This window comes from Neptunomonas marina (genome assembly GCF_004005935.1).
GTDB classification, from domain to species: domain Bacteria; phylum Pseudomonadota; class Gammaproteobacteria; order Pseudomonadales; family Balneatricaceae; genus Neptunomonas; species Neptunomonas marina.
In genome coordinates this window covers 37,812-63,256 of sequence record NZ_SACQ01000003.1, presented here as the reverse complement: position 1 = coordinate 63,256, position 25,445 = coordinate 37,812, and the positions used below count along the sequence as shown (strand labels likewise).

25 protein-coding genes and 1 pseudogene are annotated in these 25,445 nt (G+C 49.5%); 16 read left to right on the top strand and 10 right to left on the bottom strand.

The window, feature by feature from the left end; genetic code table 11:
• Positions 1-52 precede the first annotated feature (52 nt).
• A complete protein-coding gene (locus EOE65_RS07870; protein WP_127693769.1) occupies positions 53-1,369 on the bottom strand; it encodes a sigma-54 interaction domain-containing protein in 1,317 nt (438 codons plus the stop codon).
• A gap of 100 nt (positions 1,370-1,469) precedes the next feature.
• Here EOE65_RS07870 and cydD point away from each other — a divergent pair, with 100 nt between their 5' ends.
• On the top strand, positions 1,470-3,134 hold the full coding sequence (gene cydD / locus EOE65_RS07865) for a thiol reductant ABC exporter subunit CydD (RefSeq protein WP_127693768.1): 1,665 nt from the start codon (positions 1,470-1,472) through the stop codon (positions 3,132-3,134).
• Entirely contained in the window at positions 3,131-4,756 is a 1,626-nt protein-coding gene (locus EOE65_RS07860; RefSeq protein WP_127693767.1) for an amino acid ABC transporter ATP-binding/permease protein, read from the top strand. The genes cydD and EOE65_RS07860 overlap by 4 nt, the downstream gene beginning before the upstream one ends.
• On the opposite strand, the gene EOE65_RS07855 is transcribed toward EOE65_RS07860, so the two are convergent.
• Positions 4,741-5,061, bottom strand: a complete 321-nt coding sequence (locus EOE65_RS07855) for a DUF3301 domain-containing protein (protein WP_127693766.1) — start codon at positions 5,059-5,061, stop codon at positions 4,741-4,743. The two genes, EOE65_RS07860 and EOE65_RS07855, sit on opposite strands and share 16 nt — an antisense overlap.
• A gap of 169 nt (positions 5,062-5,230) precedes the next feature.
• Here EOE65_RS07855 and EOE65_RS07850 point away from each other — a divergent pair, with 169 nt between their 5' ends.
• Together EOE65_RS07850 and EOE65_RS07845 are read left to right on the top strand one after the other, a co-directional pair.
• Positions 5,231-6,709, top strand: a complete 1,479-nt coding sequence (locus tag EOE65_RS07850) for a protein adenylyltransferase SelO (protein ID WP_127693765.1) — start codon at positions 5,231-5,233, stop codon at positions 6,707-6,709.
• A 259-nt stretch (positions 6,710-6,968) separates the two neighbouring features.
• Complete coding sequence (locus tag EOE65_RS07845) at positions 6,969-9,830, top strand: ExeM/NucH family extracellular endonuclease (RefSeq protein WP_164847050.1); 2,862 nt, start codon at positions 6,969-6,971, stop codon at positions 9,828-9,830.
• 96 nt (positions 9,831-9,926) lie between these two features.
• Here EOE65_RS07845 and EOE65_RS07840 read toward each other — a convergent pair whose 3' ends face one another.
• Positions 9,927-10,397 (bottom strand): hypothetical protein, encoded by a 471-nt coding sequence (locus EOE65_RS07840; RefSeq protein ID WP_127693763.1) that lies wholly within the window; start codon positions 10,395-10,397, stop codon positions 9,927-9,929.
• A 139-nt stretch (positions 10,398-10,536) separates the two neighbouring features.
• On the opposite strand from EOE65_RS07840, the gene luxS reads away from it, so the two are divergent.
• Positions 10,537-11,049, top strand: a complete 513-nt coding sequence (gene luxS, locus EOE65_RS07835) for an S-ribosylhomocysteine lyase (RefSeq protein ID WP_127693762.1) — start codon at positions 10,537-10,539, stop codon at positions 11,047-11,049.
• Between the two features lie 24 nt (positions 11,050-11,073).
• On the opposite strand, the gene EOE65_RS07830 is transcribed toward luxS, so the two are convergent.
• Positions 11,074-11,967: a DMT family transporter gene (locus tag EOE65_RS07830; RefSeq protein ID WP_240656944.1), complete on the bottom strand. Its 894-nt coding sequence runs from the start codon at positions 11,965-11,967 to the stop codon at positions 11,074-11,076.
• 57 nt (positions 11,968-12,024) lie between these two features.
• Here EOE65_RS07830 and EOE65_RS07825 point away from each other — a divergent pair, with 57 nt between their 5' ends.
• The 4 genes from EOE65_RS07825 to htpG all read left to right on the top strand — a co-directional run bounded on the left by EOE65_RS07825 (position 12,025) and on the right by htpG (position 15,699).
• Positions 12,025-12,744 (top strand): DUF599 domain-containing protein, encoded by a 720-nt coding sequence (locus EOE65_RS07825; RefSeq protein ID WP_127693761.1) that lies wholly within the window; start codon positions 12,025-12,027, stop codon positions 12,742-12,744.
• A complete protein-coding gene (locus tag EOE65_RS07820) occupies positions 12,741-13,220 on the top strand; it encodes a PaaI family thioesterase (RefSeq protein WP_127693760.1) in 480 nt (159 codons plus the stop codon). Before EOE65_RS07825 ends, EOE65_RS07820 begins: the two co-directional genes overlap by 4 nt.
• A 1-nt stretch (position 13,221) precedes the next feature.
• Positions 13,222-13,674: a PaaI family thioesterase gene (locus tag EOE65_RS07815; protein WP_127693759.1), complete on the top strand. Its 453-nt coding sequence runs from the start codon at positions 13,222-13,224 to the stop codon at positions 13,672-13,674.
• 108 nt (positions 13,675-13,782) lie between these two features.
• Positions 13,783-15,699, top strand: a complete 1,917-nt coding sequence (gene htpG, locus EOE65_RS07810; RefSeq protein WP_127693758.1) for a molecular chaperone HtpG — start codon at positions 13,783-13,785, stop codon at positions 15,697-15,699.
• Between the two features lie 51 nt (positions 15,700-15,750).
• On the opposite strand, the gene EOE65_RS07805 is transcribed toward htpG, so the two are convergent.
• Positions 15,751-16,719 (bottom strand): integron integrase, encoded by a 969-nt coding sequence (locus EOE65_RS07805; RefSeq protein WP_127693757.1) that lies wholly within the window; start codon positions 16,717-16,719, stop codon positions 15,751-15,753.
• Between the two features lie 265 nt (positions 16,720-16,984).
• Here EOE65_RS07805 and EOE65_RS07800 point away from each other — a divergent pair, with 265 nt between their 5' ends.
• The 3 genes from EOE65_RS07800 (at position 16,985) to EOE65_RS07790 (ending at position 19,742) form a co-directional block, all read left to right on the top strand.
• Positions 16,985-18,478, top strand: coding sequence for an ATP-dependent nuclease (locus EOE65_RS07800; RefSeq protein ID WP_127693756.1), 1,494 nt, complete (start codon positions 16,985-16,987; stop codon positions 18,476-18,478).
• Between the two features lie 84 nt (positions 18,479-18,562).
• Positions 18,563-18,829, top strand: a complete 267-nt coding sequence (locus EOE65_RS07795; protein ID WP_127693755.1) for a hypothetical protein — start codon at positions 18,563-18,565, stop codon at positions 18,827-18,829.
• Positions 18,830-18,923: 94 nt separating this feature from the next.
• A complete protein-coding gene (locus tag EOE65_RS07790; RefSeq protein WP_127693754.1) occupies positions 18,924-19,742 on the top strand; it encodes a DUF2971 domain-containing protein in 819 nt (272 codons plus the stop codon).
• A 29-nt stretch (positions 19,743-19,771) separates the two neighbouring features.
• Here EOE65_RS07790 and EOE65_RS18205 read toward each other — a convergent pair.
• The 3 genes and pseudogenes from EOE65_RS18205 to EOE65_RS07775 all read right to left on the bottom strand — a co-directional run.
• Positions 19,772-19,921, bottom strand: a pseudogene (locus EOE65_RS18205) (IS110 family transposase); the annotation flags it as partial.
• Between the two features lie 9 nt (positions 19,922-19,930).
• Positions 19,931-20,185 carry a Txe/YoeB family addiction module toxin gene (locus EOE65_RS07780; protein ID WP_127693753.1) on the bottom strand — a complete coding sequence of 85 codons (255 nt, stop codon included), beginning with the start codon at positions 20,183-20,185 and terminating at the stop codon, positions 19,931-19,933.
• On the bottom strand, positions 20,182-20,433 hold the full coding sequence (locus tag EOE65_RS07775; RefSeq protein ID WP_127693752.1) for a type II toxin-antitoxin system Phd/YefM family antitoxin: 252 nt from the start codon (positions 20,431-20,433) through the stop codon (positions 20,182-20,184). The genes EOE65_RS07780 and EOE65_RS07775 overlap by 4 nt, the downstream gene beginning before the upstream one ends.
• Before the next feature lie 131 nt (positions 20,434-20,564).
• Between EOE65_RS07775 and EOE65_RS07770 the strand changes: the two genes are divergently transcribed.
• Positions 20,565-20,966 (top strand): GFA family protein, encoded by a 402-nt coding sequence (locus EOE65_RS07770; RefSeq protein ID WP_127693751.1) that lies wholly within the window; start codon positions 20,565-20,567, stop codon positions 20,964-20,966.
• Between the two features lie 174 nt (positions 20,967-21,140).
• A complete protein-coding gene (locus EOE65_RS07765; protein ID WP_127693750.1) occupies positions 21,141-21,758 on the top strand; it encodes a LysE family translocator in 618 nt (205 codons plus the stop codon).
• Between the two features lie 125 nt (positions 21,759-21,883).
• On the opposite strand, the gene EOE65_RS07760 is transcribed toward EOE65_RS07765, so the two are convergent.
• Positions 21,884-22,612: a TrmH family RNA methyltransferase gene (locus EOE65_RS07760; RefSeq protein WP_127693749.1), complete on the bottom strand. Its 729-nt coding sequence runs from the start codon at positions 22,610-22,612 to the stop codon at positions 21,884-21,886.
• Between the two features lie 313 nt (positions 22,613-22,925).
• Here EOE65_RS07760 and rlmE point away from each other — a divergent pair, with 313 nt between their 5' ends.
• Entirely contained in the window at positions 22,926-23,546 is a 621-nt protein-coding gene (gene rlmE, locus EOE65_RS07755; RefSeq protein ID WP_127693748.1) for a 23S rRNA (uridine(2552)-2'-O)-methyltransferase RlmE, read from the top strand.
• Between the two features lie 5 nt (positions 23,547-23,551).
• Here the strand turns inward: rlmE and rluF are convergent, their stop codons facing one another.
• A complete protein-coding gene (gene rluF, locus EOE65_RS07750) occupies positions 23,552-24,607 on the bottom strand; it encodes a 23S rRNA pseudouridine(2604) synthase RluF (RefSeq protein WP_127693747.1) in 1,056 nt (351 codons plus the stop codon).
• Between the two features lie 415 nt (positions 24,608-25,022).
• On the opposite strand from rluF, the gene EOE65_RS07745 reads away from it, so the two are divergent.
• Positions 25,023-25,400 carry a DUF6979 family protein gene (locus tag EOE65_RS07745; RefSeq protein ID WP_127693746.1) on the top strand — a complete coding sequence of 126 codons (378 nt, stop codon included), beginning with the start codon at positions 25,023-25,025 and terminating at the stop codon, positions 25,398-25,400.
• Positions 25,401-25,445: the final 45 nt, after the last annotated feature.

Sequence of the window (25,445 nt, the reverse complement as noted above, 5' to 3'; positions counted from 1 at the left end):
GCTTCTTGAAACAATAAGAATCGGAGTTCTCATCAAAAGCATCTTGGGGGACTTAGTCCCCCGGTTTTATTTTTCGGTACAGGGTACGCAAACTGCATTGTGCGATATCGGCCACCTCTGTCTTATCACTGTGCAGCGCTAACAATGCATCCAAATAGTTAGACTCAACCTCCGCTAAACTAAGGCGCTGTTGTGCCGCCGCTAAAAAAGGATTGGTTTGAGTCGTGCTGTGTGTCGGGCTCAAGCTCAGTGCTTGTGCAACAGTGTGTTTAGACAATTCGTTACTTTCACGTAGCACCACGGCGCGTTCTAAAATGTTTTTTAGCTCGCGGATATTACCGCTGAAAGGGTGCTCACTGAGCAGAGCTAAGGCGTCATCTGTTAGTTTAAGCGGCCGCGTTGCATCGATACGTAAAAGAATACTCGCGGCGAGGAGTGGCAAATCATCACGGCGTTCTTGCAGGGCTGGCAAGCGGATTGGAAAGGTGCTGATGCGGTGATACAGATCTTCACGAAACAGCTTTTGCTCCACCATCTCAGGCAGGTTTTTATGGGTTGCGCAGATCAAGCGGAAGTCGGCTTCGCGCAGGTCCGTTTGCCCCACCGGGCGGTAGGTGCGGGTTTCGATCAAGCGCAACAGTTTCACTTGCTGGTGCAACGGGATATCGCCCACTTCATCCAGAAACAACGTGCCACCTTGAGCGGCCTCCACCAGACCTTTGCGGGTGCTGGTTGCGCCAGTAAATGCGCCGCGCAGATGGCCGAACAGCTCACTTTCAAACAAGGAGTCAGGCAAACCCGAGCACTCCACCGTAACGAACGGTTTACGGGTTCTATGGCTGGCTTTATGTACCGCTTGTGCTGCCAGTTCTTTGCCGGTGCCGGATGCGCCGGTCAAGAGTACATTGACATCGGTTGGGCCGACTTTGTGAATCAAATCAACCAGTTGGTTAAAGGTCTTCGAGCGGCCAATCATCTTGTTCGCGATGGGCTCTGCGCTCACTTCACGGATAGGGCGCATGATCTCGATAAAATAGCGCCGTTCATGCTCATCGGTGACGGGCGTCGTTTCGATACCAACATGCTCTTTGCCCTGCGGTGTGTTGTGAATATGCAGTACGCTAGAGGTGGCTCCGCTCTCCCTTGCTGCATGCATAGGGCAGGTTTCACCCTCTTGATCGCAGGGGCGGTGATAGCCGTGCGACATCGCGTAGCACTTTACCGGCTGTGGTGTTTGTTGTTCACCAAAGCGATGCTGATAGAGCTGATTTGTTGCCACAATCGTATAGTTCTCATCGATCAGTACAGCGGGGTCGCTGTAGCTGTCGAGAATATTCGTCATCGACTTGAGCCAGCTAGCGTCGGTCATCCGTTCACCTTGGAGTTTAATAGTGTGACAATATTGGCAAATTCTATGTCAGCCCAGTGTGGTTGCCTAGTGGGATATGTGTATAAGGGAGTGCTAAAGCATGCGCTATAACGGGGCAGCGGAGCTGTTAAAGGGGTTTGCAAACCGCACGCGTGGAATATCGGCTGGGTTGGTCGCGTTGGGATTGATACAAGTAGGGATGACCATTCTGTTGGCGTATAGCGTGGCTAATATGCTGCAAGGTGCCTTATTCGCGAGTACTCAGCAGCTGCCTACCGCACTCGACTGGTGGCTAATGGGCACTGCACTGATAGGTAAAGCACTGGCCGCGTACGCACAGAGCCGATTGGGTAACTGGGCCAGTATCCATATTCGTGCGGCGCTGCGCAGCTACGTTTTACAAGCGGTCTATGCGCGTAATATTCAGCTGCTCGCTCAGGTAAGGGCGGCTGAGCTTACCAATCTACTTAGCACCCAGATCGATGCCTTACGCGAGTACTTCTCGGATTTTGTACCCCAGCGACGACTTGCTGTATTGATGCCGATTGCGGTGTTAATCGCAGCCGCGACAGTTAACTGGCTGGTGGCGCTGATTCTGCTGGTAACGGCACCATTGGTGCCCGTGTTTATGATGTTGGTGGGACGCAAAGCCGCGCAAGCTAACCGTGAAAACTTAAATGAGCTCAACCGGTTAGGCAACCTACTGGCTGATCGCTTACGCCACCTTCAAGCGCTACAGCTGGTTGGTACCCAAGAGCAAGAAGCCGAAAGCCTGTTTCACCAATCTGAGCGCTTTCGCACCTCAACAATGCGGGTGCTGCGTCTCGCGTTTCTCTCTGGCACTTTGTTGGAGTTCTTCAGTGCCATTAGCGTTGCTTTGGTCGCGGTATACCTTGGCTTGTTCTTTTTGGGCAAATACGATGTGGGAGCATGGACATCAGGACTAACGTTGGGCGACGGCGTCTTTTTGCTGATGCTCGCCCCGGAATTCTATCTACCGCTGCGCCGCCTTGGAGCGCTCTATCATGCAAAGGCGGAGGCAACCAGTGTGGCGGAGGCGGTGGTTAAGATCACACAGGGCCAAGATGAAGCTGCAGCGAACCGCAAAAACGTACCCTTGCTTGAAACCCTCACCCTGCAACAGGTGATGCTCGGCTCACAGCCGATAGACCTAACTCTACATAAAGGTGAGGTGCTGCTGCTGACGGGCCCCTCCGGTTCAGGGAAAACAACATTGCTCGATGCATTAGCAGGGCTGCGGCCCTTGGATACCGGACAGGTTGTTATCAATGCGCACACACACGCAGCGCCAGCTACACTCTATCGCGAGCCGAGCTGGTTCCAACAAGTCGGCTACATGACACAGCAACCTGAACTATTGCACGCCTCAATTCGCGATAACTTATCGCTTGGGCGCACTTTTAGCGATAAGCAACTGATGGCGGCGCTGCATGCCGCTCAAGTCGATGATGTGGTTGCCGCGCTGCCAGAAGGGCTTGATTACCTTGTTACCGATGGTGGCGGTTATCTTTCCGGTGGGCAGGCGCAGCGTATAGCGCTGGCTCGGGTGTTTTTACATCAGCCCAAATTGTTGATCTTAGACGAACCCACCGCCAGCCTTGATGCTGATACAGCCGCGCGCTTTTTAGAGAGCCTTTGCCGTTATCGTGATCAAGGTGGGCGAGTGATTATCGCCACTCACCGCGATATCGCGCCGTTATCAAGCACCTATCATGTGGACGCTGAACAAGGAGTATTACAGTGAACCCGCTCGCGAAACGTTACCTGAGCCTCTTGTGGGCGCAAAAAGGCTTGGCTTTACTAGGTGTGCTACTGGCGGTTGTGACGGCGCTATCAGGGGTGGCGTTGCTGGCTGTCTCGGGCTGGTTTATCAGCGCAGCCGCGCTGGCCGGCGTGTCGGTTGTGACGGCCCATGCGTTTAACTTCTTTACCCCTGGTGCCATTGTGCGGGGGTTATCGATCTCGAGAACGGCAGGCCGCTATGGCGAGCGCATCATCACCCACGAAGCGACATTTCGGCTGTTGTCACAGCTACGGGCTGATCTCTTTCGCGTGCTTGCGGCGCGTAAATGGAGAGAGCAAAAGTTCAATCGCCATGATGTGGCCAGCCGCATGTTAGAGGATATTCGCTACGTTGAGTCGATCTACTTAAGCGCCGCCGTGCCTGCCATAACAGCCATCATTATTGCTTTTGGTTATCTTGGTGTATTGGCGCTGACCCATGCGAGCTTAGCGCTCTTTGCCAGTGGCTTTGTGGCTCTGCTGCTGTTGTTTTTGCCTTGGCTCTACAGCCGCGCGGTGCTTGTTCCGCAGGACGAGCTGCATCGCCAGCGCTCACAGCAGTGGAGCACGGCCAGTGGCATTTTACACGCGCTGCGTACGCTCACCCTCTTTGGGCAGTTTGAGCATCACAGTGAGGCATTCGTGCGCCACACGCGTAACACCGACCAACTTGAAGCGCGTGCGGTGGCCCGCCAGCAAGGGGTGCTATTGGTGGCACAGGTGGCATTGGCGCTGCTGACTCTCACGCTGTTTTGGCAGGCGTTTTCCCTTTACGGGGCAGCTGAGTTGGGTGGCGCGCAGCTATTTATGGTGTTGCTGCTCACACTCGGGGTTGCAGAGGTTTTACTAGCGCACATACCCGCGGTTGCGAACTTTCGCCTTGGTTGGCGTGCGCTCAGTCGGCTTGATCAGATGGCTGGTGGCGAGAATACCTCTGATCCGCGTCAGTTCATTCGAGGCGAGCGCCCTGCGGTGATGCTGAACAATGTGAGTTACCGCTATCCTGCGCAAAAAACAGCCACGCTGACTGGCATCACTCAAAAGCTCACACCCGGTTGGCACTGGCTCGTGGGTGAAAGTGGTGCGGGTAAAAGTACCCTGATGGGGTTGCTGGCTGGTGACTTAGCTGCATCTCAAGGTGAGGTGATCCTAGCCGGTGCGACAGGTTCTGTGGCAGTGATGCCCCAGCAGGTGGATATTCTGCGAGCATCCCTTCGCCAGAATGTGGCTCTTCATCGCACCAGCAGTGATAAAACGATAGAACGGGCGCTTGAGCAGGTCGGGTTATCGGAGTGGATAGAAACGCTACCACAGGGCTTGGATACGTGGCTGGGCGAGGGGGAGTGGCAGCCCTCAGGTGGTGAGGCAAAGCGCATCGCCCTAGCGCGTCTACTGATTGAAGAGAGTGAAATTATTCTGCTCGATGAACCCTTTGCAGGGCTTGATGCACAGCGGATTGATCAATTGATGATAAATCTGCGCAAGGCTTGGCAAGGGAAGGTGGTGATCGCGGTGTCGCACGATCACCGGTATATTGATGCGCAGGACAGTACTCTCGCGTTGCGGCCTCACCCGATGCGGTGAGGCTCCAAATCAACGCTTGTGATGCGCCGCCCCAGCACGATGACACGCCCAGTGTAGCGATCATCGCCCGTTGACGAAAACTCAAACTGGTAGCGGCGCCACAGCTTTAACTGCCCATCATCGTCACGCTTTAGCCATAACGCACGTAAACCAATGCTTTGATCAAGGAGCTGCAAGCCCATCTCCTTGCAGGTCTTGTTCGCTGCGCGAAACGCAACCTCTTTAACTTGTTGGGCCTTCCACCAGTAAAACATACCTAAGCAGATAAACGAGACCCAAAAAAGATCAGACAGCTCGATAAACATAACGCCTTATTTTGTCACTGAAATTTCGGCTAGTAGATCACACTCTATGTTGCAAAGCTACTGAGAAGGGAAGCTTGTTAAATAGTTGACTAAAATGCTAAGGTATAGGCCACGGATATAATAGAAACCCCTGTGCGACGTATCGCAGGGGAAGAGAGCGGGGCGCTTCATGAATTCTCAAAGTTCTATATTTGCGGATCTTAATCTGCGGCAAACATATCGCGATTTACCAGAAAACTTTTATCAGGATATTGCACCGCAACCGCTAAAAGAGGCGCACCTGATCAGCTTTAATCCATCAGTTGCCGACTGGTTGGGGTTAGATGCGTGCCGCGTTAACCCAAGCGATCTAGCCCGCTACTTCGGTGGTGATGGCATTCTGCCAGATAGCCAGCCGTTAGCTATGAAGTACGCCGGACACCAGTTTGGTGTGTACAATCCGCAACTCGGTGATGGCCGTGGCATGTTGTTGGGTGAGTTGGTAAACCGCGATGGGCAGCGAATCGATCTACATCTGAAAGGCGCTGGCAAAACGGCGTATTCGCGCTTTGGTGACGGCCGTGCGGTGTTGCGCTCCAGCATCCGTGAATACCTTGTCAGTGAAGCCATGTATGCCTTAGGCATCCCGACAACGCGTGCGCTATCGTTGGTCGGTAGCGAAGAGTTCGTAATGCGTAACGGTATGGAGCCTTGCGCTGCGGTGTTGCGTGTGACCGAGTGCCATATCCGCTTTGGACACTTTGAGCACCTTTACTATACCCGCCAGCACGACGCGCTACGCGAGCTTGCCGATTATTGTATCGCCCGCTATTACCCGCAGTTTCAAAACGAGGAAGACCCGTATCTTGCGTTGTTTATCGAGATACGTAACCGCAGCGCCAAACTGGTTGCGCAGTGGCAAGCCTATGGATTTGTGCATGGGGTGCTGAATACCGACAATATGTCGATACTTGGAGAGACGTTTGATTACGGCCCCTTCACGTTCCTTGATGAGTATGACCCGACCTTTGTCAGCAATAAAAACGATCATGAAGGCCGTTATGCATTCGAGAATCAGCCAGATATTGTGCTCTGGAACCTCTCCTGCCTAGCGCAAGCATTGCTGCCGCTCTCAGAGAAAGATGCGTTGGTGAGTGCGCTCAACGAATATCGTGATATCTATTTTGCTGCCTACTACGGCCTAATGCGTAAGCGTTTAGGGCTGCTGCTCGAAAAAGAGGGTGATGCTGATCTTATCAACCAGTTGATCTTGATGGCTCAGGCTCAAAAAGCAGATCTCACCCGTTTTCTGCGCGACCTATGTGACATTGCGGTTGAATCTCCTGCAACGATTGAATCGTGCATGCAGCACTTTGCTAGCCGTGACGCAATCGAAGAGTGGCTAACACGCTACCTTGCACGCGTAGCATTGGAGGCGGCTAGCCAGCCGATTCGTAGGCAGCAGATGCGTAGTGTTAACCCGGCTTATCTGCTGCGTAACTACATGCTCGAAGAGGCGATAAGAGAGGCTCACCAAGGCGATTACCGGCCGGTCAATACTTTACTGGGCATTATCCGTAAGCCGTTCGAGACACAAGCTGGGGCAGAGCGTTTTGGCGAGGCCCCGCCCGACTGGGCCGCAAGCATCTGCCTGACTTGCTCCTCATAATTTTTCGTTGCTTCTTGCAAAATAAAACCGCCACCTCGCCGTAACAAAGCTGGAGTAGGTTGGCGTTGAAAGCCCTTTGCTTTTGTTGGTATGCGGGCTTTTGCAATCACGAGAACCCCTTTTTCACAGCCGCTTACGTCCTGTAGGCGGCTATTTTCGTCATCTAGGCGTCACGTTTATGCAATGTCTGCGTCATCGGATTGACCCACTCGATACTTAACATCATCGCTTTCTCAAACAACTCTAAGGAATGGTCGTAATGAGTAAGTGGATCAGCCGCGTTAGCTGTATGGCGGCAGCTATTGCAGCAGTGCACGCCAGCGCTAACCCCGTTATCATCTCGGAATACATTGAAGGTAGTAGCTTTAATAAAGCGATCGAGCTGTATAACACCAGCACAGCGCCGGTCAGCCTAGATGGCTATGCGTTAAAGTTCTATTTCAATGGCCGGACAAGCCCTGCCACTACCGTTAACCTTGCGGGCCAGCAGATAGCGGGCCAAGCCACCTTTGTGATTGCACATCGCGATGCGGCATTTGATCCCAATCTCATCAACCTAACGAGCGCGGCGAGCTGGTTTAATGGTGATGATGCTATCGTGCTAGAAAACAATGGTCAGGTGATTGACTCAATCGGCCAGATTGGCACTGATCCGGGTAGCGAATGGGGCACAGGCGTGACCTCTACCAAGGACAATACGCTGCGCCGCGTGGTGGGCACAACAGTAGGCGATACCGTCGCTGATGACCCGTTCTTCCCAAGTGTTGAATGGGAAGGCTTTGCTAAAGATGATGCGTCTGATCTGGGGCTGTTCGCTGGCAACGGTGGCGGTGATACTGGCGGCAATGGTGGTGACACCGGCGGTAATACGGGTAATCCATTCGCGTGTGCAAGCCCAGCTACGGCGATCCACGCGATTCAAGGCGCGGGAGATGCCTCTGCATTGGAAGGAGAGGTGCACGAGGTTGAAGGCGTTGTTACCCAAGTGGTGCCGGGCCTTGACGGCTTCTTTATCCAGATGCCAGACGCTGAAGTGGATGGCGATAGCGCAACATCTGAAGGTGTCTTTGTATACTCAGGGAACGCACAGGTGAGTGTGCAGCCTAATGTAGGCGAGCGTATCCGCTTAAACGCCTCCGTATCTGAGTACTTCGGTAAAACACAGTTAACCAATATTACCGCGTTTGAAGTCTGCCAAGAGAGCGCTGAGCTGCCTTCAGCTGCCACGATCTCTTTGCCTGTTGCAGATACATCTGAGTGGGAACAGTGGGAGGGGATGCGTGTTGCGTTTGATCATCCGCTAGTGGTTAACGAAACCTATAACCTTGGCCGTTACGGCACGTTGATGATGGGTAAAGCGCGTGCTTGGATCCCAACACAAGTGGCTAGACCGGGTGCGGCTGCACAGGCCGTTCAAGAAGCCAATGCGCGTGATCGTATCTTTATCGATGATGCATCAAATCAGCAAAACCCTGCCGTTATACCATTCCCAGCTCCACAGCTGAGTGCGACCAATACCGTGCGTGTCGGTGATGTGGCACAAGGTGTTGTCGGTGCGCTGGATTACTCGTTTGGTGATTATAAAGTGATGCCTGAGTTTGAGGTGAGCTTCTCGCAGCAGAATCCGCGCACATCAGCGCCGGAGCTGTTGCACCAAGGTAACCTCAAGGTCGCTTCCTTCAATGTGCTGAACTACTTCAACGGTGATGGCCAAGGCGGTGGATTCCCAACAGCGCGTGGTGCTGATAACTACGCAGAGCTGCAACGCCAAGAGGCAAAAATTGTTGCAGCGCTGGTTAAGATCGATGCAGACATCGTTGGTCTTATGGAGATCGAAAACGATGGCTTTGGCGCGAACTCGGCCATTGCGAGCTTAACGCAAGCGCTGAATGCGGTGGTGGGCGAAGGCACTTATAGTTACGTGGCACCGAGTATGTCACGCCTTGGCGATGATGCCATCGCCGTTGGTTTGCTATACAAGCCCGCTCAGGTCAATCCATTTGGTGCAGCGCAGGTGCTGAACACGGCGAACTCGCCGCTGGACGGTTCCGGGCAGCCGCTGTTTTTGGATAGCAAAAACCGCCCAGCCTTGGCACAAACGTTTAGCTTGCTAGAGAACGGTGGCCAGCTTACTGTGGTTGTGAACCACCTTAAATCGAAGGGTTCTAGTTGCGACGCGCTTGGTGATCCTAACTTGAACGATGGCCAAGGCAACTGTAATCAAACCCGTACACGCGCTGCCCAAGCGCTGGGACAATGGTTACCAGAAATCTTTGGCGCTGAGCAACCCACGCTGATCATTGGTGACTTAAACGCCTACGCGAAAGAGGACCCCATTGCTGCGCTGGAAGCGGTAGGTTACGAGAACCTATCAGCAACAAAAGGCAATGGCCAAGCATACTCTTATGTCTTCTCTGGTGAGACCGGCCAGCTTGATCATACACTGGGTAATCTGTTTGCCGCACAAGATGTTGTGAATGTGGTTGAGTGGCATATCAATACCGATGAGCCACGCGTACTGGATTACAACACCGAGTATAAAACTGCTGATCAGATCAATGATTACTACGCGAGCAACGCGTTCCGCTCGTCAGATCATGACCCAGTGATCATCGAGATGAATCTGCAGAACCGTAACCTGCTACCTGTGGCTAGCTTCACTTATGAGGCGGCAGGTACAGCGGTGAACTTTACTGCCGTTGCAACCGATGAAGATGGCACTATTGCGAGCTACGAGTGGGAGTTTGGCCCAGACCTCTTCGCTTACGGTGAGCAAGTGAGCTTTGATTTTACCGCACCGGGTGAATACCCCGTTACGCTGCGCGTGACGGATGATAAAGGTGGCGTAACCGAGTACAACGATAGCGTTGTTATAGTGGATCAAAGCAATCAGCCGCCTGTTGCAGCGATGTATCACGGCAGCTTCTATCGTTTCCACTGGTACGTATCGACCAGTAGTGATGTGGATGGTGAAGTGGTTTCTCACCAGTGGAGTTTCTCGGATGGCCGCGAAGCAACTGGTGATAGCGTTTTCATTATCTCAACCCAAGAGCTGGGCGCGACGTTGACCGTCACGGATGACAAAGGCGCAACGTCGAGCACTGTTCACACACCACAATAAGTGGTTGTGTTGCTCCAAAGCAAAGCCCGCAATGCGGGCTTTTTTTGTTTTGGGGGCGTAAAAATAATGCGTGTTTGGGGCGGTAATACCTAGGCGTTAAATCGAGCGGCAGCCCACTCTGGCAGGAAACACGCTGTAGTTCGTGCGGATGCTGTAATTGGTTTGGTCGGGTTTCACCAAAATACGATCTTGGGTAAGCACGGTGTTGAAAATATCGTAGGTGGTGCAAACGGCATAATAACGCGCTTTCACATTGAGAATCTGAAAGCGGATAATGCCAAAGTCGTTGCTGGTGACAAGCGGCTCACGCTGGCTAGGGTCGGGCTTCATGATGCGAGCTGTCTCTTTAAGCTGCTGCTGGCGCCATTGCTCCTGTTTGGCAGCGTTGCGATTTTCAGCGGCTTGTTTGGCCTGCGCCTTATTAAAGTGGTCCTTATCGTAACGCGATAAGCAGAGGTTACGCTCTTTTTGATCACTCATGGCGTGGCAAAGAGACGCATCCATTGCCCAGCTAAGCGGCGCGATCACGAGTAGCGAAGAAACTGAAAAAACCAAGACTTTTGACACCAGTTGATATCCTTCCAACAACAAATTCTTTCGTCATTCTGGCATAGCGTGCCAGTTAGTCTATCAATATAGTTGAAAACTCCAATTGAGACGGGAGATAATTTAACTTTACTTAACCAAAAGATGTAAAGGAGCGGCCATGCCACTGCTAGACAGTTTTACTGTTGACCACACACGTATGCAGGCACCAGCAGTACGAGTAGCAAAAACGATGCAAACACCGAAAGGGGACACCATTACTGTGTTTGATCTACGCTTTTGCTTGCCGAACCAAGAGATCTTGAGCGAGCGTGGCATCCACACGCTGGAGCACCTGTTTGCTGGTTTTATGCGTGATCACCTCAATGGCGATGATGTAGAGATTATCGATATCTCCCCAATGGGATGCCGTACTGGCTTCTACATGAGCCTGATTGGCACACCAGCGGAATCCCGCGTAGCGGATGCGTGGTTGGCAGCGATGGACGATGTACAAACCGTGCAAGCCCAAAACGAGATTCCAGAGCTGAACGAATACCAGTGCGGTACGTATGAGATGCACTCGTTGGAAGAGGCGAAAGAGATCGCGGCGAATATCAAATCGCGTGGTGTTTCTGTCAACAGCAACAACGAGCTACAGCTAGATCCTAAGTTTCTTGCTGAACACTCCTAAGCAACACCGATAGGTGCCAGTGCGCTAAGATGCGTGACTGGCACGCTTGCGGCGCTCCTCTTGGGCGCCCAATATCACTGAACCGACCCCACCCACAGCTACCAATAACACACCTGCGTAGGTCCACTGATCGGGTATTTGTTGCCAGATCAACCAACCCCAAAACCCAGTAAAGGCGACGCCGGTGTAACTGATAGGCGAGATGATAGACGCTTTGGCGTACTGATAAGCTTTTGTGTAAAGCCACATCGTCAGCCAGATGGAACCGCCGATCAGCAGCATAGGCGGCCAAGCTGCGGCAGGGATAGGCTGCCAGTTCAGCAACGCCAATGGTACGCTAGCAACTGCAGAGAAACCGAAGTAGTAAAACAGAATACGGTTAGTTGGCTCTGTCAGTGCCAGCATACGCGTTGTCATAATAGAGCCTGCCAACGTAACGGCAGAGGCGAACCCCACAAGATACCAACCGTTTAACCCACTGGCATCGGGCTTGAGTATCAGCGCAATACCGGCCATGCCGATAACCAGCGGTATCCAGCGAACCAGCGCGATGCGCACGCCATAAACCGCGAGCACCAAAAAGGGCACACACAGCGGGGCCGCGTTACGTAACAGGGCAGCATCAACGAGGGGGATCTTCTCAATCGCAAGATAGTACGCGTAAAAGCAGGCCCAGCCACACAGTGCACGCACGACATGTAAACGAAAATGCTCGGTTTTGAGTTGGCTGACGCCGCGCCGAGCAAGCCAAGGTAGCATGATGGCGGTGCACAGCAGATACTGCACGGCAACGATCACCTCAATCGAGACCATCGTGGCGGCGTATTTAATCAATGCCGCAGCAATGCTCATGATAAACGAGGTGCCGAGTGCAAATGCAGCGCCTAAGGCGATATTTTCCGAGGTTGATGCAGACAATTGAGAATCCTGAAACTTCAATTAAAATAAAAATTTACATGCAATCGAGTTGAATCCATGGACACAGCAATTTCGTTCTTTTCACAAAACTGGCTTAACGTCATTGCGTTAGCATGGTTTCTGATCTGCTTTAAGGGCTATATGTTTTACGCCCATAGAAAAAGCTTTACCACCCCTTGCCTTGCAAGTGTGATGCATATGTATCGTTTTGAGTGGATGCTCAGAATGATTGATAGAGACAATCGTATCTCTGATACATCCGCCATCGCTAACCTTGAGCGTAGTGTATCGTTTTTTGCATCCACCACGATGCTTATTCTAGCTGGTCTTATGACGGTGCTGGGTTCTACCGAACAAGCGATCGATATTGTTTCGGACATCCCCTTTGCTACCCAAGCTACGCAACAAGAGTGGGAGTTAAAGATACTCCTTTTAATTGTGCTGTTTGTTTATGCATTCTTTAAGTTTACTTGGAGCCTGCGCCAATATGGTTTTGTCTCGGTGATGGTGGGCAGTGCCGTGATGCCCGGCGAAGCGGCCAATGAGCAGGTCAAAAATGCCAGTGCCGACCGCTTAGCGCGCATGACCTCGATGGCAGCAAACAACTTTAATATCGGTTTGCGCACCTTCTATTTTAGCCAAGCGGTGCTCGGTTGGTTTATCAACCCGATTCTGTTTATGGGGCTAGCAACACTGGTCACTTGGATTCTATACCGCCGGGAGTTTAGCTCTGATACGTTGCAAATCTTGATGATGTCAGGCGGAGAGGTGAAATGAATACCGAGCCGTTGGCAAAATGCCAGCGCTTTCTAGCGGCGCTGGCGCACATGCGCAAACTTAACATGCAAGCGGTCGCCGCAGACAAGCACCAAGTCACGGTGATGTTGCCTGTGCAAGAGGCGCTGCAAAACCATCAGTTCAAAACCTACATGCATGGCGGGGTGTTAACCACATTAGTGGATACCGCCAGCAGCATGTCGACGCTGGTGGCGTTGGATGAGTATGAGCTGTGTCCGACGTTAGATCTGCGTATTGATCATATGTCGACCCCACAACTGAGCCAGCCGTTATATGCGCAAGCGGAGTGCTACCGCATCACCCGCAGTGTGCTATTTACCCGCGCCACGGTTTACCAAGCATCGCTTGATCAGCCGGTCGCCTACGCGATTGCAACCTTTATGCGGCCAGAAACTGGCACCACAGATAGTGCCTTCAAAGCATTGATTGATGGCACAGCAGCAGGGTTACCCTAACATGGCACAGTTGAGAGAGATCGTGGCGCACGCCCACCAAAGCGGCGACTACCAACCGGTTATCGAGATTATTCCCTACGCTAAAATCATCGGCGTATGTTGCGAGCGCTTTGGCGAAGAGATGATCTTCCGTCTGCCCAAGAACCCAGACAATATCGGCAACCCAACACTGCCTGCTATTCATGGTGGGGTGATCGCATCGTTTATGGAGCTAACCGCCGCCTTTGAACTTACCCTGCAGCTGGATCAACCTGCCTTGGCGAAGATTATCGACTTCTCGGTGGACTACATGCGCGCCGGGCGCGACCGAGACACCTTTGCTATCTGCACGATTGAGCGCCAAGGGCGCCGCGTTGGTAACTGCTCGATTATTGCGTGGCAAGATAAACGCAGCGAGCCCATCGCATCAGCCCGTGCCCACTTCCTGCTCGACTCACTCACCGCACTGGAATAAAACGTGCGTTAAAAAACCCTACCTTTTGCCCTTGAAATGAAAAACAGTGTCCCCATCAATCGGAAGAACACAACATCAAAGATCTGACGATAGATAGGGTACTGTTCTATGAGCACAGAAACGCAGAAAGAAACACTAGGATTTCAGACCGAAGTTAAGCAGCTGCTTAACCTGATGATCCACTCTCTGTATTCAAATAAAGAGATCTTTTTGCGCGAGCTGATCTCCAACGCATCTGACGCGGCAGAAAAGCTGCGCTTTGAAGCGTTGTCTAACGGCGAGCTTTATGAAAACGATGGCGATCTCAAGATCCACGTTAAATACGACGAAACCGCAAAAACCGTTACCATCGAAGATAACGGTATTGGTATGTCCCGCGATGACGTGGTTGACCACCTGGGTACGATTGCTAAATCAGGTACGGCTAACTTCCTGAGCCAGCTAACCGGTGACAAAGCCAAAGACAACCAACTGATTGGCCAGTTCGGTGTGGGCTTTTACTCGGCATTCATTGTGGCTAACCAAGTGGATGTATACACCCGCCGTGCTGGTGCCGATGTGGCTGAAGGCGTGCACTGGAGCTCTAAAGGTGAAGGCGAATTCACCATAGCAACCGTTGAAAAAGCGGGCCGCGGTACGCAGATCGTACTGCACCTGAAAGACGGTGAAGAGGAGTTCGCGAACGGCCAGCGCCTACGTACATTGGTGCGTAAATATTCTGATCACATCTCAATGCCAGTGGTCATGCAGAAAGAAGCACCGCTTGGCAGCGAAGATGATGAAGAAGCGCAAGCGGTCGTGGAAGAAGAGGAAACCGTAAACAGCGCAACAGCACTGTGGACGCGTAACAAAGGCGATATCTCTGATGAAGAGTATGGCGAATTCTACAAGCATATCTCCCACGACTTTGGCGATGCGCTGACTTGGGGCCACAACCGCGTAGAGGGTAACCTAGAGTACACAAGCTTGTTGTACGTACCAGAAAACGCGCCATATGATTTATGGAACCGCGAAGCGCCACGCGGCCTGAAGCTGTACATCCAGCGTGTTTTCATTATGGATCAGGCGGATCAGTTCTTGCCGTTGTACCTACGCTTTATTAAAGGTGTGGTGGACTCTAATAACCTATCGCTCAACGTATCCCGCGAGATTCTGCAGCAAGACCCTAGCGTGGATAAACTGCGCAGTGCACTGACCAAACGTGTACTGGATATGCTGACCAAGCTCGGCAAGAACGACCCAGAGAAATACCGTAAGTTCTGGAACGCCTTTGGTAGTGTTATCAAAGAAGGCCCAGCGGAGGATTACACCAACCGCGATAAGATCACTAAACTGCTGCGCTTTGCATCTACTCACGAAGATAACCCAGATACACTGGTGTCTCTTGAAGAGTATGTAAGCCGCATGCAAGAAGGCCAAGAGAAGATCTACTACATCACCGCTGAAAACTACAACACTGCGAAAAACAGCCCGCACCTTGAGATCTTCCGCAAGAAAGGCATTGAAGTGCTGCTGATGACCGAACGTGTTGATGAGTGGATGATGAGCCACCTGTTCGACTTTGATGGCAAATCGTTCCAAGACGTTACCAAAGGTGAACTAGAACTGGGCGATGCTGACTCCGAAGAGGAGAAAAAAGCGCAGGAAGAGGCCGCAAAAGAGGCGGAAAGCCTAGTTGAGCGCCTAAAAGAGCGCTTGGAAGAGCGTGTATCTGAAGTGCGTGTCACCCACCGCTTAACAGATTCGCCAGCATGCTTGGTGCTTAACGCTTACGATATGGGTGCGCAAATGCGCCAGATTATGGAAGCTGCAGGCCAAGCAGTGCCAAGCAGCAAACCGATCTTCGAGATCAACCCAGAGCACCCGCTCATTGCGAAGCTAGACCAAGAGCCAGATGAAGATCGTTTTGGTGAGCTAGCACAGATCATCTTTGATCAGGCAGATCTAGCCGCCGGTGGCCGTTTAGAAGATCCAGCCGCTTACGTAGCGCGTTTAAACAAGTTACTGCTGGAACTGAGCCAGTAAGCACTTAACGCACACTACTAAAACGGGCTACGGCCCGTTTTTTTGTGCCCGCTATATGCCGGTGCTTAGAGGGCTAACCACACCAAACGCCCCGCGTTTTAGCACATGGGTGTAGACCTCGGTGGTTTTTAGATCGGAATGGTCCAATTGCTCTTGTACCGTGCGAATATCAGCCCCGCTCTGTGGCAGGTGCGTTGCAAATGTATGGCGCAGCGTATGGCAGGTGACATGCTTAGTGATCTTGGCGTTAAGCGCCGCAGCCCGAATACATTTGTTTATTGAGGTTTCATCAACATGATGCCTGCGCAAGTGTTCAGTTTGGGGCTCAAACGATAACCGCGTTGCAGGGAAAAGATATTGCCAGCCCACTTCATAAGCGGCGTTAGGGTATTTTTTAGCTAATGCATTTGGCATCCAAACGTCTGCAAACAGCGCATGTTGTCTATCTTCTAACAAGAATCTCTCTACTTGTGCTATTTGCTCCCGTAGGGGCAGAGCCAGCTCTTGAGCCAGTGTAACAATCCGATGCTTTGAGCCTTTACCATTCCAAACGCGAATATTGAGGTGGTCAAGATCGATATCTTTAACGCGTAAGCGGGCTAACTCCATACGGCGAAGCCCCGACCCGTAAAGTAAGCATGCCATTAACCAGTGTGAGCCACTTAGCTGCGCGAGTAGGGCGTTTACCTCTTGTTTGGTGAGCACGGTAGGCAGTTTGGCTTGGCGTTTACTGCGGCGAAACTCACCCAGCTCCCCCAACGGCTTTTTAATAATATCCCGATAAAGAAAAACCAACGCATTCAACGCAATTGCCTGCGTTGCCGGTGCAACGTTACGCTGTACCGAAAGATACGATAAAAAGCGGCTGACATCAGCAGCGCCAAGCTGATCTGGGTGCTGCTTTTGGCAGAATAGAATATACCCCTTGATCCAATATATATAAGTGGATACTGTTCTACGACTGTAGTGGCGAGCAAGCATGTAGCTCTTAATTGCTTGAAGGTAAGGAGACTGAGCCATACGAGAGAGTCCTTTCTCATAAATATGTATGGATATACAGTATATTTTTCTTTCCTTTTTTCAAGCCTTCAAAAGTGAAAATTTGCCACTCTATTTTTTGTTACGCAGGTGGTGCTAATTTAAAGCATTTGGAAACAATAGCTTAAAAAGTTAGCCAAAAAGTCAGAAAAATAGAATGAAGTCATTTAAATAATTATTATGATGCCCCATGGCGTCATAATCAGGCTGTTATGCACTCATACTAAAATTCGAGTAAAGAGAGACAATGGATAGTATTAACTTAAAAATAGCCAATATAAAACATATCTCTAGTGCGGATATAGAGATCCCTCTTGAAAAAGGGGTTTACGGAATTGTTGGAAATAATGGGTGTGGCAAAAGCACTGTTCTTCTTTCTCTAGCTCAGTTAATTTCTAGGCATCATTTAAGCATTTTACACAAAGAAGACTTTACCTTCGACGATTCCAGTATTGAATATGAATATAAAGGTAAAACTGATAAGTGGACGTGCACTCAAAGAGATCAAGGAGTATTTTGGCAGTGTGACGATCATAGGAATGCCACAAAGTTTAATGGATTGTACGAGGGGAGCCTCTTCTATGGAACAAGGTTTAATGATTCAAGAAAAATTGACTCCCTTTTACAAAAAGGCGACCTAAAGCTAACTGATATCGTCGATTCTGATGATTACATTATGGAGAAAATGAGCTTCATTCTCCACGGTAACCATAGCCACTATCAGAACCTAAAGAGAATAAAGAATAGGCACATTACAAAAGCACTGGGGCTAAAGAATGCTCCCTATTTTAATGAAGTCAAAGGCTCGCTAATTAGTCAATATAGAATGAGCTCGGGCGAATGCTTACTTCTTTCACTACTGCATTTCGTTTATAACTCTATAGTTCGAAAGTCGTTAAGTAAAGATAACAAAATACTTGTACTAATTGATGAGATTGAATTGGCATTACATCCAATAGCAGTTAGCCGCCTATTGGATTTGCTCAATGAGCTGGCCAATGAAAATGATAATCTAGTAGTTATACTTACTACGCACTCCCCTGAGGTGATTCGCAAATTAAAACCAAGCAATTTGCTGAAGATAGAAAATAATGATGGTGTAATCACTCTCCAGTCACATTGCTACCCGAGTTATCTTATAAGAGATGTATATAGTCATGATGGGTATGACTTCCTTCTTCTGACGGAAGATTTATTAGCGAAATCGATCATAGATAAAATTTTGCTAAAAAATAAACTAACAGCTGGTCGGCTAGTGCATATAGTTCCTGTTGGAGGCTGGGAGAACGTGCTAACTCTGCACAGGGAGTTGTTGCGGTGGAATGTCCTCGGTTTGGGCAAACAAATTATGAGTATTCTTGATGGCGATATTAAGAATGATGTACCTGACGATTATAAAGATATCAAAAAATTATTTTTGCCAATTAAAAGCATAGAGAAGTATCTTTATGAGATTGTAATAGAAGATAAAAACCCGACATTGAAGCGAGTGTTAAATGACAAGTATTTCACGATGAATTCACTTGATACACTTGTTATGGAGCATCATAAAAGGTATCCATCGAAGCCTAAACAGCCTGATAAAAAGTTTTATTTTGGTTTGAAAAAAGATTTCGAATCCAGAGGGATATCAGAGGAGTCTTTTATAAACAATCTAGTCGATGACTTGCTGGAAAATGTGGATTTCTCTAGCCTTACTTCAAATATTCGATCTTTACTCGAAAGACCAGCTACTACATGAAAATATGCATAACAAGTCAAAGCACTCGGACGCAGCACAGCTGCGGCGGTGTTTGAGGCGTTATAAGGCAATAAAGATCTGGCAATGGGACTAATCGAAGCAATCCTATTAGGCATTCAATTCAAAAGGCTACAGAAGCCTTTGGTCTTCTTTTCAATGCTCATAGGTTTCATTCTGTTCAGCATATTTGGTCTTAGTATTGTGTGGGCTGTTGTAAGTGGTTTAGTTACTACAGAAAAAGAAATTACTTTGCAGCTGCTTGGTGCAAGTGGCGGACTAGCTGCGTTCGCGTTTTTATTTTTCGGTCTTGCATGGGTATGTGGTTATTTCATAAAAAGGTGTTTCCAGTAATGCCCTATAACAAGGCCATCAAAAATCGCCCTACGGGCTGGACGTCGCATGCGCTCCGCCCTTTATGGCGGCGTTAGCTTTTTGAGGATAAACGTTGATTCTGTATAAATATATGTCGTTTAAAGCGGCTATTTCTGTTATTGAAAATTCATCACTTGGCTTCTCTTGTCTTGAAGACCTGAACGACCCATTTGAATGCACCGCTTTTGGATTCGAGGATGGTAGTGATTCATTCGTAACTGCAAGCATGGCTACGAATGCGTGTAAAAATCGTTTTTCAAGAAACTATGGTGTGCTTTCACTTACTAGGCAACCATTGAATCCATTGATGTGGGCTCACTATGGAGACGAACATCAAGGTGTGGTAATTGGTTTTGATGCTAAATTAGCTGGATTTACAGATGAAGATGCGTGCGTCATACCTTGTCAGTATGGAGAAATTGTCTATTCGGCAACCAAGCCACATAAAAATTTGCCTACTTTAAGTAGTGAAGAACTGATGAGTATAGGAAATGGCATCAAATTTAACTCTGACTCGTTTAATCTAGTCAAAAGGGCATTTTTGTACAAATCTATTGAGTGGAGCTACGAAGAAGAAGTTCGAGTTGTTAAGGACATCTCAGCTCTACCGTTTAGCTACCATTTCGGTAAGGGGCGCAGTAACGCTTGGAATAAAATCTCAGTAGCAGGGCGTCCATTGTATTGTTTGGATATACCAGAAAATGCTATTAAGGAAATATATTTAGGTCGGCATGTATATAAGAATGTAACTAAAAAGAATGATTTCTCCGGTGATGAACTTAAAGAGATCCTTCTCTCATGGGGACGCAAAAATTTAAAATTGTTGCAATGTAAGCCTGACGTACATTCATGGCAGTTAATAGCAGAACAATCAGTCAACCAACAAAGCTAACAAGTGACTGTGGTGTTTAGTCAACTGTTTTAAGCTGTTTTCTGACACCACAACTCTTCATTTTTTACCATTGTGTTTAAGATTACGACCATCTTCCGCATGCAAGCAACGATAGCCACTTTAGGGATTTTCCCAGCAGCCTTAAGACGTTCATAGTAACTTTTGAAAACGGGGTTACTGGCGTGGCGCTAGTAGTGGTAGCGTAATTGAGCGATAAGAAGCGAATTATCGTGAACTTTGTAAACAATTCTGTGCTCATCGTTAATACGTCTAGACCAGTAGCCAGAAAGGGCATGTTTAAGTGGTTCTGGCTTACCAACACCTTCAAAAGGATCTCGTTTGATTTCCTTAATCAGCGTATTGATCCGCTGTAAAATTTTTTTATCAGTTTTTTGCCAGTGTAGGTAATCTTCCCATGCCTTTTCTGCAAAAATTAGCCTCACTCAATCAATTCCTTTTCTTGGCCGTTTCCAGCTTCAAGTTCAGCAATAGACTCAATCAGCCGTTGCGTGTTTTTGGGGCTTCGTAATAGATAAGCTGTTTCTTCAAGTGCTTGGTAGTCATCCATAGAGATCATAACCACGGCACCTTCTCCCTTACGGGTAATTGCAATTGGCGCATGGTCATCGCAAACTCGATCCATGGTTTTGGCAAGGTTACTTCTGGCTGCGGTATAGCTTATACTGTTCATAAGTTGAATCCTGTACATGTACTTAACTCTGTACCTATTGTAGGCTCGCATAACCCGTTTATCAATCCTCGCCAACACGTTGGCCGGGCCTACGCTCGCTGTGGGTTCAGGCCGTATATAAAGGAGAAGCTATGGCTAATTATTTGGGCTCGTGTTTGTGTGGTACGGTAAAGTTCGAAGTGCAAGGTGATTTCGATAGCTTCTATTTGTGCCATTGTAAACATTGCCAAAAGGATACCGGCTCTGCTCATGCGGCAAATCTTTTTTCAACGTCAGCTACGTTGGTGTGGCAGTCGGGTGAGGATGTAGTGGCTTCTTTTACACTTCCAAACACTCATCACAATAAGAGCTTTTGTCAGTTGTGCGGTTCGGCTGTGCCAAGCGTTCAGGCAGCGGGTTTGCTCGTCGTCCCTGCAGGGAGCTTGGACACCGACATTTCCATTTTGCCAACGGCACATATCTTCTTATCTAGCAGAGCGGCTTGGGATGACAAGCTGGGAAGCGCGCCACAATTTGAGAGGCTGCCAGAGTGAGCCTCCATAATCTGCGAAACGCAGCCGTGCTTACCTGCGTTTCGGTACGCTGCAAAGCCAAGCGCTATGCGTGGTAAAAGTGTTACTGGTTTTTAAGTAGAGCCCTACACGCGCGATTAACAGTTCGTCTTCGGCGCTAGGCCAGTAAAATCGGCCGTTTATTGAGGTAATGTTGTGGAAATCTGGAAGTTACTGCTCTTTATGCCTGTGTGTTTTGCACTCAATATGACGCCAGGCCCAAACAATCTACTGTCTATGAACAATGCGCGATGTTATGGCTTCAAGTCAGCCTTTATCGGGGGGCTTGGCCGCATTGCTGCATTCTCGGTAATGATCGTATTGGCAGCTTCAGGTTTAGCTGTTGTTCTTTATGCTTCTGAGATTCTGTTTCTAACGATTAAGGTGGTGGGTGCTGTCTACTTGTTGTGGATCGCCTTTAATCTTTGGTCATCAGAGGTAAGCCCTCTCTCTGGAAGGGGAGGCCGTCTCAACCGGCTAGGTTTAGCTAAACAAGAATTTTTGTTAGCTGCTGGTAACCCAAAGGCGATCTTAATTTTTACCGCCTTTCTGCCGCAGTTTGTCGATATGTCGGCGAGTGTAAATGAGCAGTTCTTGGTTTTAGGCGCAACGTTCTTAGTGCTAGAAATGGGTGCGATATCGGTTTACGCCATATTCGGAATCTACCTAAGGCAGTGGTTCTCTAAGCCCGAAATGGCGAAGCGCTTTAATCGAGTCTGCGCGGGTTTTTTAGCTGCCTCTGGCGCAAGCTTGTTGCTAAGCCGCCAGCAATAGAAACTATAGGCGGCCCCTTAGCGCTGGGCTGGCGTAAAGCTAGCCTGTTACGGCGTTAAATTACCGGGCGGCTTGCTGCAGACAGAGAAGTACCTATGTGCGCTTTAGGTAAAAAGGTAAATACACTAGCGGTTAAGTTCGTAGGCGCACATATTGACGGCGGTTGCTAGGTTTAGCGATTCCAAAGCACCGTTGCCGTGTATCGAAAAGGCCTGCACGTTTAACGCTGCTAGCTGCTCGCGGGGCACGCCTCGTGCTTCATTCCCAAAGATAAAACACTGGTGTTCAGTAAATGCAGGGGCAGACAGTTCAGTGCCTTTGATATCTAAGCAGGCGAACCGGTCAAAACGTGTTTGTAGATCACTCAGCGAAACATCCACCTCAATCGGCACATGAAAAATCGCCCCCATGCTGGCGCGCACCACTTTGGGGTTGAAGGGGTCTACGCTATTGGGGCTGAGTACACATGTAAAGCCACCAAACCACGCTAACGTGCGCAAAATGGTGCCCAAGTTGCCGGGATCTTGTATCTCGTGTAAATAGATGGTGCGTGGTTGAGCCGTGTTGGAGGGCTGGAGTAACGCAGCACTGAGCGGCACCACCGCAACAATCCCTTGGGGCGATTTAGTATCGGAGATTTTCTGCATCTGCTTATCAGAGATCTGCAACTGCTCAAGCGTGGTTTCGAAAATCCCATAGCTCTCGCTGGTATACACTTTGGCAGCGGCTAACAACGGGTTGGTTTTTGCAGCTTTTTCCAACTCTAGAATAAGGTGTTCGCCCTCTACCAGAAAATAACCTAGCTCAGTGCGGTACTTTTTTTGATGTAGCTTTTTAATGTCGTCCAGTTTCATTGGGCGTCTCTTTGATTTTAGCGTAGGTTTTCATGGTGGTTTTCACTGCCAAGGGCGTTGTTCAGCCGATTCGCCAGCATGGTTGTGGCGGTTGATACGGCCATGTTGCCGCCATCAGCGCGGTTACTAAACGTTTGGAACAGTGAAGGCGTTAATCGCTCTTAGTGCCAGCGGGCGCCATTGTACCTGAAGCCTGCGCTTCGAAATATCTTCTGAGTAAACAAAAAGCCATGTAGCAGCCAGCCGGAGCAAGGTGGTGTATAATGCGCGCCTTTGTTAAAACCACCTTTGTGTAAGTTCCCAGAGTAGCAATATGGCAAGATCTAAAAGCAGTAATCAATGGCTCAGTGAGCATGTCAATGACCCTTATGTAAAGCGCGCGCAGGTTGATGGCTACCGCTCGCGTGCCAGCTACAAGATCCTCGAGTTGATTGACAAGGATAAGCTCATAAAACCCGGTATGGTGGTGATGGATCTGGGAAGTGCGCCGGGTGGTTGGTCGCAGGTGGTGGCACCTTTGGTGGGTGATAACGGCCGTGTTGTGGCGTCTGATATCCTGCCGATGGATGCCTTACCCGGCGTTGATTTTATCCAAGGTGATTTCACTGAAGATGCCGTATTTGAAGACATTATGGCGCTGCTAGGGGACTCTCCAGTGGATTTGGTGATCTCTGATATGGCACCTAATATCAGTGGCGTTAAAACCGCCGACCAAGCATCGTCCATGTATTTGGTTGAGCTTGCGCTAGATATGGCGCGGCAGGTGCTCAAGCCCAATGGCAGCTTTGTAGTGAAGGTTTTCCAAGGCGAGAGCTACGACGAATACCTCAAAGATGTGCGTACATCCTTTAATAAAGTGGTTATCCGCAAACCTGATGCTTCTCGCCCTCGCTCGCGCGAAGTTTACTTGGTCGGCAAAGGCTTCAAAGGCTAATTCGTCTAGCGGCGGCGTTTACCGGGCTTTGACGAGCTAGCTTTGGACTGAGTACCGCGTTGCTGGCTGCGTCCTGCCGCTTTTTTACTAGGGCGCGTACCGGCATGTTTTTTACCTGCGCCTCTTGCTTGCTCACCGGTGGTTTGGCGTGAAGTTTTTGAGGCAGGTTTGCGGCTACCGGGTTTGTTTTTCCCATCCGATGTTCTTGGCTTTGCTGAGCCTTGACCGCGGGGCTTGGTGCTATTACCAGAGCGGCTAGAGCCACCGGCCCGTGATTGCTTAGCGCCGTTTTGCGGTCTGCCACGTCTTTGCGAGCTTTTACGTCCAGCCGGTGCCTCAGATGAAGAGCTTGCTACGGCGTCCAGTAAGGTTTTAAGCTCTTTCTCGGTCAGGTCGCGCCATTCGCCAACCGGTAGGCCTTTCAGATCGACATTCATGATTCTGAAGCGCTCAAGGCTCACCACCTCATAACCAAAATATTCACACATTCGGCGGATCTGTCGGTTCAGACCTTGAACTAGCGTGATCTTAAAGGCTGTTGGGCTGGTTTTAACCACCTTGCACTTTTTGGTTTTGGTGCCGAGTATCGGCACGCCGTTCGACATACCTTCGATAAAATCATCGTGAAACGGCTTGTTAACAGTGACCAGATACTCTTTCTCGTGCTCATTACCTGCGCGCAGTATCTTGTTTACCAAGTCGCCATTGTTGGTAAGAAAGATCAAGCCTTGTGAGTCTTTATCTAAGCGCCCGATAGGGAAGATACGGGTGCTATGGCGGACAAAATCAACGATATTATCGCGCTCGCTGCTCTCAGTGGTACTCACAATACCCACCGGCTTGTTCAGTGCGATAAAGACTAAATCTTCCGCTTCACGCGCTTCAATCAGCTGGCCATTCACCTTAACCACATCGCCAGGTGAAACCTGATCGCCCACCTTGGCGCGTTTACCATTTAAGTAGACATTGCCCTGTTCAATAAAACGGTCGGCCTCGCGGCGCGAGCAAATACCACTTTCACTAATGTATTTATTCAGGCGCATGGAGAAAGAATCGAACATAGACATTTCACTTGATGAAAAAAAGGTGGGACATACTAGCATATCGCACGTGCCTGAGCATCTGCGCACCGCCAAAATTAGACTCAGTGCAACAGAGCTGCGCGGCTACAAATTTTAAGCTAATGGCTCCGAACGCTAGAGAGTTTTTGCCTGCAGGGCAGCTTAGTTCGCCGCGCAGAATGGCCAGATGTGTTTGGCTTCGAGCACTGTCCGCCGCTTGTAAAGATTACCGATGTCCCAGCGGAGCTAAGCGTTTAGGTTCTATCTGTGATAGCTTTTGTTCGGAGTTTAAGGTGCTTTATTCCGGTGATTATAGCGCTGGCAGCCACCATAAACATGTAATAAGACAAACTGCACCTCAGATGGGTACGCATTCGCGTGCCACTGCAATGGGTGCTATCTGCAAGGAGGCCAAATGAACAAGTATGGCGAAATAGCAATTAAGGCAGCTCGTATCGCTAAAGACGGGTCTTGCCCACGAGCAGCGTGGGATAAGGTTGCTGCTTGTAAGTTTAAAGAGCGCACCGCTTCGATTAAAAAAGCATGTCCAAAAAACGCGTTTCTCGGCTTGACCGAAGATGGTTTTATCAAAGGTGTACCGAGCGGTAGCTATACGAAATCGGTTTTGAACAAGCAGTACGCTTTAAAAGCGCTAGCATTAATTAAACAAGATCCAAGCCTTGGAAATGACTTAAAAAAGCTATGGATCCAATCCTGTGGCTCTGAATCAAAGGCGCATAACTCTCAAATGGACATTGTAATAGCGCTGTGGTCTGAGGGGTTGTTGCAGTAAATATATAACAGAGAGTTTACGTTAGACCTTAAGACTCGGTGCTTT

Bases quoted from the DNA above. Each gene is read 5' to 3' on its own strand.
- EOE65_RS07805 (WP_127693757.1), bottom strand. From the start codon at position 16,719: ATGGCTCAGTCTCCTTACCTTCAAGCAATTAAGAGCTACATGCTTGCT.
- EOE65_RS07870 (WP_127693769.1), bottom strand. From the start codon at position 1,369: ATGACCGACGCTAGCTGGCTCAAGTCGATGACGAATATTCTCGACAGC.
- EOE65_RS07760 (WP_127693749.1), bottom strand. From the start codon at position 22,612: ATGAAACTGGACGACATTAAAAAGCTACATCAAAAAAAGTACCGCACT.
- rluF (WP_127693747.1), bottom strand. From the start codon at position 24,607: ATGTTCGATTCTTTCTCCATGCGCCTGAATAAATACATTAGTGAAAGT.
- EOE65_RS07775 (WP_127693752.1), bottom strand. From the start codon at position 20,433: ATGAACAGTATAAGCTATACCGCAGCCAGAAGTAACCTTGCCAAAACC.
- rlmE (WP_127693748.1), top strand. From the start codon at position 22,926: ATGGCAAGATCTAAAAGCAGTAATCAATGGCTCAGTGAGCATGTCAAT.
- EOE65_RS07795 (WP_127693755.1), top strand. From the start codon at position 18,563: ATGGGACTAATCGAAGCAATCCTATTAGGCATTCAATTCAAAAGGCTA.
- EOE65_RS07745 (WP_127693746.1), top strand. From the start codon at position 25,023: ATGAACAAGTATGGCGAAATAGCAATTAAGGCAGCTCGTATCGCTAAA.
- EOE65_RS07855 (WP_127693766.1), bottom strand. From the start codon at position 5,061: ATGTTTATCGAGCTGTCTGATCTTTTTTGGGTCTCGTTTATCTGCTTA.
- htpG (WP_127693758.1), top strand. From the start codon at position 13,783: ATGAGCACAGAAACGCAGAAAGAAACACTAGGATTTCAGACCGAAGTT.
- EOE65_RS07850 (WP_127693765.1), top strand. From the start codon at position 5,231: ATGAATTCTCAAAGTTCTATATTTGCGGATCTTAATCTGCGGCAAACA.
- EOE65_RS07815 (WP_127693759.1), top strand. From the start codon at position 13,222: ATGGCACAGTTGAGAGAGATCGTGGCGCACGCCCACCAAAGCGGCGAC.
- cydD (WP_127693768.1), top strand. From the start codon at position 1,470: ATGCGCTATAACGGGGCAGCGGAGCTGTTAAAGGGGTTTGCAAACCGC.
- EOE65_RS07820 (WP_127693760.1), top strand. From the start codon at position 12,741: ATGAATACCGAGCCGTTGGCAAAATGCCAGCGCTTTCTAGCGGCGCTG.
- luxS (WP_127693762.1), top strand. From the start codon at position 10,537: ATGCCACTGCTAGACAGTTTTACTGTTGACCACACACGTATGCAGGCA.
- EOE65_RS07845 (WP_164847050.1), top strand. From the start codon at position 6,969: ATGAGTAAGTGGATCAGCCGCGTTAGCTGTATGGCGGCAGCTATTGCA.
- EOE65_RS07800 (WP_127693756.1), top strand. From the start codon at position 16,985: ATGGATAGTATTAACTTAAAAATAGCCAATATAAAACATATCTCTAGT.
- EOE65_RS07770 (WP_127693751.1), top strand. From the start codon at position 20,565: ATGGCTAATTATTTGGGCTCGTGTTTGTGTGGTACGGTAAAGTTCGAA.
- EOE65_RS07825 (WP_127693761.1), top strand. From the start codon at position 12,025: ATGGACACAGCAATTTCGTTCTTTTCACAAAACTGGCTTAACGTCATT.